This is a genomic window from Paenibacillus sp. J23TS9 (assembly GCF_018403225.1).
In the GTDB taxonomy this organism is placed as follows: domain Bacteria; phylum Bacillota; class Bacilli; order Paenibacillales; family Paenibacillaceae; genus Paenibacillus_AQ.
Genome location: NZ_BOSG01000001.1, coordinates 2,169,948 through 2,183,633, shown reverse-complemented (window position 1 = coordinate 2,183,633; position 13,686 = coordinate 2,169,948). Strand labels below are relative to the sequence as shown.

At 45.9% G+C, this 13,686-nt stretch carries 11 protein-coding genes; 8 read left to right on the top strand and 3 right to left on the bottom strand.

Features of this window, described 5'->3' with window-relative positions; all coding sequences use genetic code 11:
* Positions 1-34 precede the first annotated feature (34 nt).
* Complete coding sequence (locus KJS65_RS10265; RefSeq protein ID WP_244864468.1) at positions 35-1,477, bottom strand: bifunctional metallophosphatase/5'-nucleotidase; 1,443 nt, start codon at positions 1,475-1,477, stop codon at positions 35-37.
* 56 nt (positions 1,478-1,533) lie between these two features.
* Here KJS65_RS10265 and KJS65_RS10260 point away from each other — a divergent pair, with 56 nt between their 5' ends.
* Together KJS65_RS10260 and KJS65_RS10255 are read left to right on the top strand one after the other, a co-directional pair.
* Entirely contained in the window at positions 1,534-2,205 is a 672-nt protein-coding gene (locus KJS65_RS10260) for a hypothetical protein (protein ID WP_213649729.1), read from the top strand.
* Between the two features lie 263 nt (positions 2,206-2,468).
* On the top strand, positions 2,469-4,703 hold the full coding sequence (locus tag KJS65_RS10255; protein WP_213649728.1) for a heavy metal translocating P-type ATPase: 2,235 nt from the start codon (positions 2,469-2,471) through the stop codon (positions 4,701-4,703).
* 104 nt (positions 4,704-4,807) lie between these two features.
* Here the strand turns inward: KJS65_RS10255 and KJS65_RS10250 are convergent, their stop codons facing one another.
* Positions 4,808-6,250 (bottom strand): esterase-like activity of phytase family protein, encoded by a 1,443-nt coding sequence (locus KJS65_RS10250; protein ID WP_213649727.1) that lies wholly within the window; start codon positions 6,248-6,250, stop codon positions 4,808-4,810.
* Positions 6,251-6,456: 206 nt separating this feature from the next.
* Between KJS65_RS10250 and KJS65_RS10245 the strand changes: the two genes are divergently transcribed.
* Positions 6,457-7,053 (top strand): nitroreductase family protein, encoded by a 597-nt coding sequence (locus KJS65_RS10245; protein WP_213649726.1) that lies wholly within the window; start codon positions 6,457-6,459, stop codon positions 7,051-7,053.
* 297 nt (positions 7,054-7,350) lie between these two features.
* Here the strand turns inward: KJS65_RS10245 and KJS65_RS10240 are convergent, their stop codons facing one another.
* Positions 7,351-7,722, bottom strand: a complete 372-nt coding sequence (locus KJS65_RS10240; protein WP_136605066.1) for an ArsR/SmtB family transcription factor — start codon at positions 7,720-7,722, stop codon at positions 7,351-7,353.
* A 217-nt stretch (positions 7,723-7,939) separates the two neighbouring features.
* Here KJS65_RS10240 and KJS65_RS10235 point away from each other — a divergent pair, with 217 nt between their 5' ends.
* The 5 genes from KJS65_RS10235 (at position 7,940) to KJS65_RS10215 (ending at position 13,675) form a co-directional block, all read left to right on the top strand.
* Positions 7,940-8,452, top strand: coding sequence for a PCYCGC motif-containing (lipo)protein (locus KJS65_RS10235; RefSeq protein ID WP_213649725.1), 513 nt, complete (start codon positions 7,940-7,942; stop codon positions 8,450-8,452).
* A 167-nt stretch (positions 8,453-8,619) separates the two neighbouring features.
* Complete coding sequence (locus tag KJS65_RS10230; RefSeq protein WP_213649724.1) at positions 8,620-9,777, top strand: GntR family transcriptional regulator; 1,158 nt, start codon at positions 8,620-8,622, stop codon at positions 9,775-9,777.
* A gap of 387 nt (positions 9,778-10,164) precedes the next feature.
* Positions 10,165-11,076 (top strand): ABC transporter permease, encoded by a 912-nt coding sequence (locus KJS65_RS10225; protein ID WP_213649723.1) that lies wholly within the window; start codon positions 10,165-10,167, stop codon positions 11,074-11,076.
* Positions 11,077-11,088: 12 nt separating this feature from the next.
* Entirely contained in the window at positions 11,089-11,985 is an 897-nt protein-coding gene (locus KJS65_RS10220; RefSeq protein WP_213649722.1) for a carbohydrate ABC transporter permease, read from the top strand.
* A gap of 58 nt (positions 11,986-12,043) precedes the next feature.
* The gene (locus KJS65_RS10215; RefSeq protein WP_213649721.1) at positions 12,044-13,675 is read left to right on the top strand and encodes an extracellular solute-binding protein; all 1,632 of its coding nucleotides are present in this window, start codon (positions 12,044-12,046) and stop codon (positions 13,673-13,675) included.
* The last annotated feature ends 11 nt before the right edge of the window (positions 13,676-13,686 follow it).

The window sequence follows — 13,686 nt, the reverse complement described above, 5'->3', positions numbered from 1 at the left end:
TTTTTTTATTGAAGCTATATTTTCGGTTCGAAATTTAGATATTGTGAATGTAGATTTTGTCATCAACAGCCAAACCATGCGGATAATGATCCAGATAGGCGCGAATAGTTTCATGTGCATCCATATCCAGAAGCTTGCGTCCCTCTTTGTATTTCTTCAGCACTTGCTCACCGCCTCCGGCCACGCGGTAGGTCTTGTGCAGGTCCAGCGGCCGGCCGCCGATTTCAATATGCTGAATCCGGTGACCTCTCGGATTATAAGGCTTAAACGCCATGGCAAGATTCGAGGATCGAAGGATATATCCGCCCTTTTGCTGAAAAGGATCCGGAGCCATCACTTGCTCGAGATTGGTCTCGAGAGCGTTCAAAATATCGTTCCCTTCCAGCTCCATCATGAATATTCGGGGATTGGTAGGAATTATATTGTACAAATCTTTGGTGGTCAGCGTTCCAGGAAGCACCGGTGCTCCGTATCTCCAACCATGGGAGAAGGTCACATCTGCGCCAGTGGCATGCTTGTAAGCATCTGTAATCAGGCGGTCCATTGGCGCCTCATTCAGCGTCATCCGGTGCAGTGGGGTCATCAGCTTGCCGGCTGCAGGTGACAGAATATCTGCATAGGGACTCATGATCCGCTGGATGATGGCCGCTATATCCGGATCGGATTCATATTCATCCTCAAACAGCGTAACCAGCTCGTGACGGATATCGGTAATCCGCGTGCCGTCATATTCCAGATCAATTCGTCCGATAAAAGAACCATTGGCTCCGGATTGCACGATAAATGTACCATTAGTGACAATCGGTCTTTCAATCCGGTCATGGCTGTGGCCGCTGAGCAATATATCAATACCTGGAACCAGCGAAGCCAGCTTGATATCAAGCGGCAGACCCATATGGCTGAGTACAACGATCAAGTCGACATGTTCTTCAGCGCGGAGGCGCGGAATAAGTGTCGTTAGCTCGGTCGTTCCAAGAGCGAATTTTACGTGTTCCGAAAAGGATGGAGGCATGGTCTCGTGAACATGAGGATAGGTCAATCCGATGATGCCTACTCGGCAGCCTTGAAATTCCTTAATGACATAAGGCTCGTACTTTAAATTCGGATCACTGCTACGCAAATTGGCTGCCAGAACCGGGAATTTCAACTGTGTGGACAATCGGTGCAGCTGCTCCGGTCCATATGCGTAATCCCAGTTGCCTGGGACCATGGCATCAAGCCCCATGGCATTCAGCAGCTCAATCATGATATTTCCTTCAGACAGTACAAGCGGAGCCGTGCCATGAAAAACATCTCCACCGTCCACAAAGAGTACATTGCTGCTTCGCTTCCGCAGCTGTTTTACATAGGAGGCGATACGGTCAAAGCCGCCGGCATTGCGATAAACGGGCCGATCCGAGTGCCAAAAAAACTCAGGATGAGCTTCAAGACAGCCATGGGTATCATTTTGCTGGAGAAGGGTTAGTTTCGTATTCAACAGGTAAGCCTCCCTGAATAAAAATTTACATACATAGAATGAAAGGAGCATTTCAATTGCAAGTGATTATGCTTGGACCTTTGATGCTGAAATATTCGCTGCTCATAACGATCATTTCCGTGGCGGCAGGATACCTTGTTACGCTGTTCCGTACGAGGTACTTGGGAACGGATATTCGAAAGCCCATACTGGATGATCTGATGACAACCCTTTTGATCGGTATCCTGGTATGGAAATTCAGCACGCTTGTATTTGATTTCAAGTCGGTCATCCGTTCACCGCTATCGCTGCTTTATTACACGGGTGGCACGCAGGGAATCATATTGGCTGTTATTATTGGCATCCTGATTCTTACTTATAAATGTATCCGGCATCACAAGCCGTGGGTGCTTCATGCCAATGCTGCACTGACCTGGTTGATATCAAGTTATGGTGTTATGAGCCTGCTTCAGGTTTTCTTTGCGGATGGGGGAATAAGCTCGATTGCCACTGCAATCGTCACCGCAGCAGTGATTCTTTATCAATTCCGGCATAAAGAACACATGAACAGTCTCCACCATCTAGATGTCTCTATCATGTGGTCATCCATCGGGATGTTCGCGGTCTCGCTTTTTGGCGAAAATGATACATTTTGGTTAGGTTTCAGCAGCAAGCAGCTTATATTGCTCTTCACTTCCATTCTGTCTCTCATTATTAAGGTTATGATGGAGAAAAGAAACCAACTTTAACGAATTCATATCATTATTCATGGTGTCCGCAGTTCCGTCGGATCGAGAGGCCGAAGCTTTGGCCTTAGATTAGAAGATGACCTATCAAAAAATTTACTTTTCTGCAAAAACCGCGTATAAACGCGGTTTTTTTTGGCGATGATACTAATTTTAGGTGGGAATTCATTGACATCTTTCCGGTAGAGTGAATATAATATGCTTAACAAGTTTATATATGAACATATGCTCATATTATATTTACAGTTTGGATCGGAGGCATTACGATGGCTGAAGCAACCGGTAAAGTGAAACGGGAGCTCGTTCTGGATGGATTGGATTGCGCGAGCTGCGCTATGAAAATTGAAGACGGTGTGAAGAAAATGGAGGGCATTACTGCCTGCTCCGTCAATTTCGTTAAGCAAACGTTAACCTATGAGACCGATGGAGAAAACGAACAGCTGCTGACCCATGTGAAAAATAAGATTAAGAAGCTTGAACCACATGTAAAGGTGCTGGAACACAATAAAAAGCCTCTGGGAACAGCACATCACGAGGGTAATGATCACCATGGACACAAACATGAACATGGTCATGATCATAACCATACTCATGAGCATGGCCACGAGGATGCGCATGGGGAAGAGGGACATTCCCACTCCCATGATCATGGAAGCGGTGGAACCAAAGTCATGGCGATACGACTGGCTATTGGTGCTGTTTTGACGGCAGTGGGAATGCTCGTTCATGCGAATTCGTTTGTTGAGCTTGCCATTTTCCTGGCAGCCTATGTGGTTGCCGGCGGCGATATCGTCCTTCAAGCCGTTAAGAATATTATACGTGGCCAAGTATTTGACGAGTATTTTCTAATGTCGGTAGCGACGATAGGCGCTTTTGGAGTTGGACAGTATCCGGAAGGCGTTGCGGTCATGTTATTTTATCAATTGGGTGAAATGTTCCAGGGAATTGCAGTGAACCGTTCCCGTAAGTCGATCAGCGCGATGATGGACTTGCGTCCGGATTATGCTAACCTGAAAGTGGGCAATGAGACCAAACGTGTAGAACCGGAAGAGGTACAGGTTGGTGATCATATTGTCGTAAAGCCGGGTGAAAAGGTACCGCTCGATGGTATGGTTATCGAAGGAAGCTCCATGGTGGATACTTCGGCATTAACTGGTGAATCCGTACCGCGTGAAATTGAAAAAGGCCAAGAAGTATTAAGCGGATTTATCAATAAGAACGGCGTGCTTACCATTGAAGTTTCCAAGGCTTTTGGCGAATCGACGGTATCGAAAATACTGGATCTTGTGCAGAATGCGAGCAGCAAAAAAGCTCCTACGGAGAACTTCATTACCAAGTTTGCCAGATACTATACGCCAGTTGTCGTTATCGTGGCACTGCTGCTGGCACTTGTGCCACCGCTGATTGTAAGCGGAGCGGCATTTTCGGATTGGATATACAGAGCACTTATTTTCCTCGTAATTTCTTGCCCATGCGCACTTGTGGTTTCGATTCCGCTAGGCTTCTTCGGAGGCATTGGGGCTGCTTCCAAATCGGGTATTCTGATCAAAGGAAGCAACTATCTGGAAGCGCTGAATGACGTTAAATATGTTGTGTTTGATAAAACAGGTACCTTGACCAAAGGCGCTTTTAAAGTATCTGATATCCACACATCCCTGAAGGGGCTTGGAAAAGATCAGCTGCTGGAGATTGCGGCCTATGCCGAATATCATTCCACTCATCCGATTGCAGAATCGATCCGCACGGCCTTCGGCAAAGAATTGGACGAAGCAAGGATTGAAGGTTACAACGAGATTTCTGGACATGGCATTCAGGTTAAGGTGGACGGTAAGGAAGTTTTGGCAGGGAATACGAAACTCATGAATAAGGAATCCATTCTCTTTGAACAGCCTGCGCAAGCGGGAACAACGGTTCATATCAGTGTGGACCATCAATATGCCGGATATATTACCATTTCAGATGAAGTGAAAGAAGATGCGGCTGAAGCGATCCGGACACTCAAGCAAATGGGCAAGACGACTATTATGCTGACGGGTGATGCTAAGAGCGTCGGTGAAGAGGTTGGACGCTCGCTGGGTCTGGATGAGGTTCATGCTGAACTTTTACCGCAGCATAAGGTAGAAGAGATAGAGAAGCTGGACCGCAGGAAATCACCAAAAGAGAAGATTGTGTTTGTGGGTGACGGGATAAACGATACGCCAGTGTTAGCACGAGCGGATGTTGGTATCGCGATGGGAGGTCTTGGTTCCGATGCGGCCATTGAGGCGGCAGACGTTGTTATCATGACAGATGAGCCATCCAAGATTGCATCAGCCATTCATATCGCTAAGCGAACCCGCCGAATCGTATGGCAGAATATTATATTTGCGCTTGGTGTCAAAGGAATCTTCCTGCTACTTGGAGCATTTGGTATCGCAACAATGTGGGAAGCCGTATTCTCGGATGTGGGCGTTACAATCATTGCAGTTCTGAATGCGATGCGGGTATTGAAGGTAAGGTAGCTGCGATGAACTATATCAAAATAAGGACTGTCCGATCATTCGGAACAGTCCTTTATTTTGGTTCGAATCAAGTCAATCAAATGCTAAGAGCTTTTATAAGCTGCTTATTTGATGTTGTATGGCAGCTCGAAGGTCCACAAATCGGTTCCGTTTTCTTTGGAATCCGGATCGGTGACACCAAAGTCATTATCATTGACAATCACCAGTGTATGTCCGTTTACGAGGGAAATTCCTTCGATTTTTTCATTGGGATACTTGAATTCAACCGCATCCAATACAGTCCGTTTTACGGGAGTTTGAATACCTGCCTGGCGGACTTCGCTCAGGCTAAGCTGTTCCAGTGTTTTACCAGCTTTGGCTGTGTCATCGTACTGCCCAAGGATATTCGTGGCGTTCTTCAGATCAATGGAAAAGATCTTCTTAAGCTGGGCAGCGTCTCCGGCATTTTTGTCACGTTCATCGATCAGGAGTGTATTCTCATTCACTACGAACATATCAGAAATAACAATGTCGGATTGCTTCAGATCTTTATATTGATTGGCGTCCTCGGTAATATAGGCATATTCGGCTACCGGTTTCAATGTGGACAGATCAATTTTCAAAATGCGTAAGGTACGGGAGTTGTCCACGTTTTTGTCCGGGTTGCGAAGAGGGCTCTGCATCGCCATAAACATCCATTTTCCGTCCGGTGTAATGCCAACGGCTTCGGCTCCACGATTCTGGCGGCGGGTCAGATATACGGCCGGTAGATTGTCTTTCAGGGGCAATGCGGCTGTATTCAGCTCGGCGCTGATACCTTTTGGCGCAATACGCTGAAGCATCGTGCCATCACGCTTTACCTGAACGAGGTAAGGACCATACTCATCGGAAATCCAGAACGTGTCATCCTGTGGATTATACGTCAGGCCTTCGACATCCAGACCATAAGGATCGTAGGAGATAACTTTTTCAGCAGCTTTGTCATACGGCACTTCATCACGGGATTTCAGGTTTGGCAGTCCAGTAATCAGATTCGTTCCAGTGACTGGATCCTTGCCGTTGATTTTCAGCGGAATCGTGTCTAGGATGTTGATTTTTCCCTGTTCCAGCTGAATTTTATATATCGTTGGTGTGTAATTCGGAAGAGGGAAGGTGCGGCGGGTGGTTCCATTGACATCCACTTCACCGTTTGGTCCACGGTCAGCAGTTGTGTAGAACACATTGTCCGGATCTCCAGGAATATGGGTAAGGGAAGAGCCAATGCCAAACTTGATATTTTCCGCTAGATCCTTCTGTTGAAGTGTATACGTTCCGGTCAGCTTTGGTTTATCCGAGAATAAAGCCGTTTTACTGACATCATCCCAGTCTACATATTTGCCCAGCAAATTTGCCAGGTCACGTACAGGTAAAAAGAGACGTCCTTGTTCCTCAATTGCAGCCGTTGATGGTGTGAATGCTTGTCCATTAGCAGAATATTGGACCTCCGGTGATGCAGCATGAACGGAAGGAAGAAGAGCGGAACCAACCGTTAGAGCAGCGATTGCGGAGATAAACCATTTCTTTGTCATGTTATGTATGACCCCTTTCGAATGATGACCGAATATGTATATGTATCATGGATTATTGTATAAACCGAGTGTTAACGAGATGTCAATGAAAGATCAGAGGAAGGTAAAATGTTGCGATTTATGTGAATAAGCAGGAAATGAGCTATGTTTTTTGATACAATGTTTGTAAATGAGAAAGATTCTTAATTGGAGAGAGGGAATGACGAATGAATATATCAGAAGCTATACGCACACGTCGAAGTATTGGTAAAGTCACACAGGGAGATATCCCTGTTTCTCAGATCGAGCAAATATTAGAGGCTGGAACTTGGGCACCGAATCACCGGATGACGGAGCCTTGGCGCTTCTTTGTACTTAGAGGCGAGGGACGAAAGGTGCTTGGGGAAGCTTTGGCGGATGTAGCGCTGGCTTCGGCTGCAGATCCGGCATCACCTGAAGCAGCGGCTGCAGCGGAATCGGCAAGAACAAAGCCGATGCGAGCGCCAGTCGTGATTACAGTTGCCGTGACCCCCAAAGATCATGAGAAGGTCATTGAACTGGAGGAGTATGGTGCCGTATTCGCAGCGATTCAAAATATGCTGCTGGAAGCCCATGGACTTGGTCTGGGTGCGATCTGGAGAACGGGTGCGCCAACGTATCATTCGAAGATGAATGAACATTTCGGGCTTGGCAGTAAGGATAAGGTGCTTGGTTTTATATATCTGGGTGAACCTGTAGAGGGACAGCAGCTTCAGGGTAAACGTAAGTCTTTCGAGGAATTAACCGTATGGATTGACGAAGAAGGTTCTGTTGCAGGGAAGTAATAATATGCAATTGAAAATTGAATTCTGTAAGCCCGCGCTTAAGCGCGGGCTTTTTTGTGTGTGATGAAGCGTTTCAATCCTATAAGCAAAAGCTGGCATACCGTTGAAAAATCATGTGCTTGGCAAGTGAAACTGTGAAGGATATGTGAAAAAGCCGCTGAAATGGTCAAATGCAATGTTACATGTTCAAATCATTCCTATCGTTTCTTTACATTTAGCGTTTATAATGAGGGCGAAAACAAAAAAACTGCACCAACAAGTCTAAAATCAGACGAATTGGAACAGTCTTTCTTCATGTCATCCGTGCTGGGTATGCTGAAGTGTTTGAACAAAAATTTGTTCGATATGTGTATCATCAAGCGAGTAATAAACCGTTTTGCCATCTTTGCGGCGTTTAACAATTCTTAAATTCCGCAGATAACGGAGCTGGTGGGATACAGCCGATTGTCCCATACCGAGCAGAATTGTCAAATCATGCACACACAGCTCTCTTTGCAGGAGTGCGTTGATTAGTTTTACCCGTGTTGGATCACTGAATGCCTTAAACCAGTCGGCTACCTGTGAGGCGGCTTGATCATCGATCAGTCCTTCTTTTATTTTGCTTAGTTCAGATTCTGAACCCATGCAGGTTGCATCGCATTCTTCAATTGGATTGACGGACTGTTCCATGGATTAATCACCTTTCTCTCGGTTCCGTGTTAAAGCTGATTATCCCAATTATAGCAAAAGAACACTTTAAACGGAATGATTACAGTTAAGAAAATAGAGGAAATCCGTTTTACTTATGCATCATTGTAGGAGTTTAGCCAGGAAAGACGTAAAATTATTTAAAATATAGGGTTCCGTGGTATACTTTATTTTAAAGAGGAATCATTTAGAAGGAGAGATGATGTTGGGTAAAAAGACACGTATTACAGTACTCGGAGTAATCCTTTCAAGTATGCTGTTGGCTGGCTGCGGAGCCAAGGAGGCTGAACCGGAGAAAGGTCATCAGGATTCTCATCAGGCAGTTGCTGCGAACGGGGATTTGCAGGAGATGACACTGGGAACGGACAAGCTCCCGACTTTTCTGGATTCGCTTGATCCTGCTCTTAAGACCGCATATTCTACGGCAGCCAGTGTGAAGGACATTTTGATCTCGATCCCGTGCTACTGCGGCTGTGGCGAAAGTGCCGGTCATAAGAGCAACCTGAACTGCTTTATAAAAGAAGTGAATACGGACGGGAGCGTCGTGTGGGATGATCATGGAACCCGCTGCGGTGTCTGTGTGGAAACCGCGGTGGCCGTATCAGAGCTAAGCAAGCAGGGGAAGTCGGTGAAGGACATTCGCAATATCATTGATAAAACTTACTCTACAGGTGAATATGCGGCTCCAACGCCGACGCCTGAAGTCATGTAGACTAATATGGAATTGAAGTGAAGCTGCGCAGGTATTAGCCTGCGCTTTTATTATTTTTTGAATCTAAAAGGAAATCATTCTTTAAAAAATCAACTTTTTTTCCGATGTAGTTCATAATAGTTTAATATGTATATAGCAAATATATATAAAAAGTATGGTGAATCTTGATGAATATGAATTCACGGGTACCCCTGTATCAGAAAATCCAGCAATACATACTGGAACAAATCCGTACCAGCGGACTTCAGCCCGGGGACCGGATTCCTACCGAGAAAGAACTGATGAAGCAGTTCAATGTCAGTAAAATCACGGTGGTCAAAGCACTCTCCGGCCTCGCTGACGAGCAGATTATTGACCGGGTACCTGGCAAGGGCAGTTTTGTCGGGAGCGGGAACCCAAAAAAAGGGAGCATAACTGCGGACTCTTCTTCTGAGTCAAATTCAGTCCTTAAGTTGAATCAGTCCACGAAGCTGATCGGTCTGGTCATTCCATCTATTCTGGATTATTTCGCCATCCGGCTTATTAACGGCGTTCAGACAACTCTTGATGAGCATGGATATCGGATGATGATTCTCTTATCTGAGGGTGATATTGAGAAGGAAAAGGAAGCACTAAAGACGCTCCATGCGTTCGGAGCGGAGGGCATATTAATTTTTCCAGTCGATGAGGAGCATTACAATGATGAAATCCTCAACATGAAATTCACTGGATATCCGTTTGTGCTGATGGACCGTTTTTTACCCGGGGTTGAGACCGACTATATTGCTGCAGACGGCAAGCTCGGCGCACAGCTCGCGGTGGATTATTTGTGGGAGCTCGGACACCGGGAAATCGCGATCTGTTCGGACTCTCCAATTCAAACGGTAACGGTGCAGGAACGGATTGAAGGCTATATCACAGCTCTGAAAAATAAGGGGGCGATGATCAATCCGGCTCATATCATTACGGACTTTCACATTCAAAGTCTGAAGGATGCCGAGAGTCACCCACTTTTCCGCTATATGCGGAACCGGATGGCAACGGCTTATATTACCTTAAACGGCAGGCTTGGCGTCCAAATGTATCAGCTGGCCGGTCGGGCCGGCCTCAAAGTACCTGGGGACTTGTCCATTATAAGTTTTGATGAGCCGACATCTGTGGTGGATGGTTTCAGTATTTTCACTCACATCAAACAATTTGAATATGAGATTGGTTGTAAAGCGGCGGCAACGATGCTGGAAGTGATTCGCAGCGTCGGTGACAACCGTAGGAGAACCTACAGTAAAATTTTGCTCCAGCCTGAACTCGTACCCGGACAAACAACCGGTATTCCACCTGCCTACTAAACAACTTCATATTTCGAAACAGCACATGAAATCTTTTCCTTCACGGAAAAGATTTTTTGCTGTTCTTTTTGCAGCTTAAGATAATGAAGAGTTTCTTTTTTGGCGAGAACGTCGACATGATGAGGATGAAATATCTAGTATTTTTTATTAATACTATATTGAATATATTGAATATATAATATATGATAATTCCAAAGTCTGTAAGAATAACCTCTTCGAAGTACCTTCGCGGCGTTGTTATTCTTGCGAATACAAAATATTCAGCTTAGATGAAACTGAAGCAACAAGGGGGGAAGCGATATAAAAGAAACCAACCGGGTGAGTTGATTGCAAACGCTTACACTTAATGGCTGGTTTTATCGATCATCAAGAAGAGAGGTGAGGTTTATGAAGTCATCTTTACTGTGGAAAAGGGTTTGGCGTCACAAGCTGTTCTATCTATTCTTAATGCCTGGAATTGTGTGGTTTTTTATCTTTTCCTATGTTCCGCTTTATGGACTTCAGGTCGCTTTTCGGGATTTTACGTTTGTAGGCGGCTTCACTGGCAGCCCGTGGGCAGGACTGAAGTATTTCCATCAATTTTTTGATTACTATCAGTCCACAGCCATTATTAGAAATACCATCATTATCAGCTTGTTGAAGCTCCTTATCGGTTTTCCCATGCCGATCATCCTGGCCATTCTGCTCAATGAAATCCGCAACGTAAAATTCAAGAAAACGATCCAAACGCTATCTTACCTTCCTTACTTCGTCTCATGGATCGTCGTCGTTACGCTGATGCAGCGCCTTCTCTCCATGTACGGGGGACCGCTAAACGATCTGTTGTCCTCTTTCGGCGCAGAACCTGTCCAATTCATGAATAATACAACATGGTTTTACCCATTGGTTCTGGGATCCGATGTCTGGAAAAATATCGGCTGGAACTCGATTATTTATATGGCAGCGATTGCCGGCATCGATCAGCAGCTGTATGAAGCAGCCAAAATTGATGGGGCAAGCCGCTTCCGGCAAATCTGGCATGTGACTCTTCCGGGAATCCGTAATATTGCGGTTATTTTGTTTATTCTCGCCACGGGAAGTTTGATGAGTGCAGGCTTTGAGCAGCTGCTCCTGTTAAATGGACCGGCTACCGCAAGTATCGGCAGTGTTTTGGACGTTCATGTCATTACCTCGGGTATTCAGCAGGGACGACTCAGTTATGCAGCAGCTGTAGGTCTGTTCCAAAGCGTGATTGCTTTAGTATTGATCGTTACCGTGAACTGGATTGCCCGGAAAGTCAGCGATGTATCACTGTTCTAAGGGGGGGCTGGTATGAAGACAAATACTTTTTCCGTATTCAATCTCTTGAATTACATCCTGTTAACACTGTTTGCATTTTTGATGATATATCCATTTATCTACATTCTCATTTACTCGCTAAATGACGGGAAGGACTCGATGCTCGGCGCATTGTACTTTTTCCCCCGCAAGCTTACATTGGACAATTACGTCCAGGTGTTCGACAACAAACAAATCTGGCAGGCCTACAAAATTACCATCTTGAGAACGGTCATCGGGACCGTGCTGCATGTGCTTCTATGTACGCTAATGGCATATGCGCTGTCGAAGAAAACCCTGCCGGGACGCACCTTTTTCACATTCTATATCTTCCTGCCAACGATTTTCAGCGCAGGATTCATCCCTTATTTCATTACGCTTCAAAAGCTGCATCTGATCAACTCTTTTTGGGTGTATGTCATCCCCATGCTGTTCAACTTCATGCACATTGTCATCGTCCGCACGTTTTTGCAGGGGATTCCTGAGGAGATTGAGGAGTCGGCTCGAATCGACGGATTAAATGATTTTCAAATTTTCATGCGGATTATTTTGCCGTTATCCGGCCCTGTGATTGCGACCATATCGCTTTTCATCGGGGTGGCACATTGGAATGACTGGTTTACGGGGACTTATTATGTCTCCAACAAAAATCTCATACCGGTACAAACACTTCTGCAGCAAATGCTTACGGAAGCTGAGGCGCTATCCTCATCCATGCAGCGAGCAGCGCAGCAGGGGGGGCAGACTGTGAACGTCAATATGGCGGGCGCAACACCGGAATCTCTCCGGATGGCGCTGCTGGTCATTACCGTGTTCCCGATTTTATGCGTGTATCCATTCCTGCAAAGGTACTTTGTTAAAGGTGTCATGATCGGTTCGGTCAAAGGCTAGGATACAGGTTCCGAAAAGGGACTTGATCATATCATTTTAATGGATGGGGAGGGTTCATATGGCTAAATTACGTGTAAGAGCGGCCTGCACTCTGATGGGGGTCATGATGCTGACAGGGCTGTTGTACGGTTGTGGAGGCGGTGGTGATTCAGAAGGAGGTAAAGGAACCACATTAACGATTCTGAATAACTGGAATGGCTCTACTGGACCTGACAGCGACACAACACCCGTTACGCAGGCGATTGAAGACAAGACAGGCATCAAAATGAAAATTGACTATACCAAAGGCAGCGAGGTAGAAAAGGTCAACACGATCTTTGCGACTCAGGATCTGCCTGATATCTACACTGGCCCTGCTTGGGGCGGCGAGCTGGACGGAATTATCAAAGCAGCCAAAGAAGGGCAGCTTGTAGATCTGAGCGATAAACTCGACAAGTACCCGAATCTTGCCAAAGCGGTTGCCAAAGAAAATGTACCGCCGGCCTTGTATGAGAAAGCTATTGGAGGCATTGACGGCAAGAAGTACATGATGTATCAGAACCAGCCAGCAACCGGGGATGATGTGAATGACTGGTTGTACGGCTTCTATGTGCGCAAGGATATTGCTGAAAAAGTGGGTGTTGATCCACAGTCGGTAAAAACAAAAGAGGATTTGTACCAATTTCTGAAAAAGATCAAAGATGCGAATTTATCTGAAAATGGTATGCCTGTCATGCCGCTCGGGGGCTTCCATGATGGCTGGGCCGTGGGCATCGGGAGCACTCTTTTCTATGGAACAAGCTATGTCGACAAAGGCGATGGAAGCCTGGAAAATGTGTTTTTTACCAAAGCCTATGAGGACTATACGCTGTACTACCGCAAGCTGATTTCCGAAGGTCTGCTCGATCCGGAAGTATTCACGCAGACGGACCCGATTGCAAACGAAAAAATCAAGCAGGGGCGTATAGCGGTATTGGCAGCACATTATCCGGCCATTCTTGATGCATCGAAGGACTATGTGAAGTCCCATCCAGGCACGGATTATATTCCTGTCGGACCGCTGGAGAGAGCAGGAGCAGAGCCGAATCGTCCTGACGATTTAGCTATTCAGGGCAATAACGTAACTGTCATTACAAAAAAATGCAAAGACGTCGATGCGGCACTCAAGCTTCTGGATTACCTGGCGTCGGATGAAGGATTTATGCTTGTGCATTATGGTGTTGAAGGCGTTCATTGGGAAAAGGTGGATGGCAAGCCTGTCGCCAAAAAGGAATGGTTTGATAAATTCTACGAAGATACTACCGGGAAAGTGAAACGGGATCAAGGAATTGCGATTGGGCTTGAAAATATGACAGGTATGGACCGCATAAACTCTGTAGGGGGAGGAGATATTTGGGCAGACCAGGGCCGATTGGCGGCCATGGACAATGCACGCAAGATTTTACGTCCGAACGGTATCAGCGTGATTTCCGCTTTTAATCCCAGTGACGTGATTACCAAAGCACCGGTATGGGAAACGTTGAAGCCATCCATAGATCAAATGACAGATGTGTGGAAGCAGGCAATTTTCACGAAGTCGGACGATGCAGCTCTGAAAGTGCTGAATGATCTGCGTGATCAGATCAAGAAAACCGGATACGATGAAGCGATACAGTATGTCAATGAACAATTGAAGGGAAAAGAAGTTGTTAAGCTCTCCATGCCGAACTAAGGAGGAATATT